At 67.1% G+C, this 492-nt stretch carries 1 protein-coding gene; it reads right to left on the bottom strand.

Going from position 1 to position 492, the window contains the following annotated elements; translation table 11 throughout:
- Window positions 1-148: 148 nt before the first annotated feature.
- Window positions 149-492, bottom strand: a 344-nt coding sequence (locus L995_RS33695) for a hypothetical protein (RefSeq protein WP_047470079.1), incomplete at its 5' end; no start/stop codon positions are given.

Below are 492 nucleotides of genomic sequence, written 5' to 3'. Positions count from 1 at the left end.
TGCGCCGCCGGCAGGGCCGGGCTCGCCGGGACGGCCAGGAGGCCCCTGCTGTCCCAGCTCAACGATCTCGGTTTCTTGAACCTGCTCGACCAGCACGGAGTCCTGGGCCTCTTCAGCCAGGATCTCGACCTCTTGGACGACCAGCAAATCAGTCACGGGTGACCTCCGGGCTCACACAGCAGGAGCCTTGGGCCAGGCGCGTGACCTCGCCGCTGGGGTGGACGATTTCCAGATCGAACACCCCGCCGGTCCAGGCGATGGCGGCAGTGGTGCTGGCATCGACCAGCAGGTCCACCGTGCCGGCAGTACCTCCCAGGGCAATGCGCCCGTTATCGGTGGTCAACTCCAGCAGCGCGGCCGTGGACTCAATCTCCTCGCGCACCTGCATGCGGGCCGTGCAGCCCGTCAGGTCGATGGGTGTCTTGCCGGGGTTGAGCCAGCGCAGGCGCCGCCGGAATGTGGCGCCTTGGTAGATCGTGAAGTTGAGCTTGG

It is taken from the genome of Delftia sp. ZNC0008, assembly GCF_000799035.1.
GTDB classification, from domain to species: Bacteria; Pseudomonadota; Gammaproteobacteria; order Burkholderiales; family Burkholderiaceae_C; genus Comamonas; species Comamonas tsuruhatensis.
The sequence above is the reverse complement of the archived record's forward strand: the minus strand, read 5'-3'. Positions and strand labels throughout refer to the sequence as shown.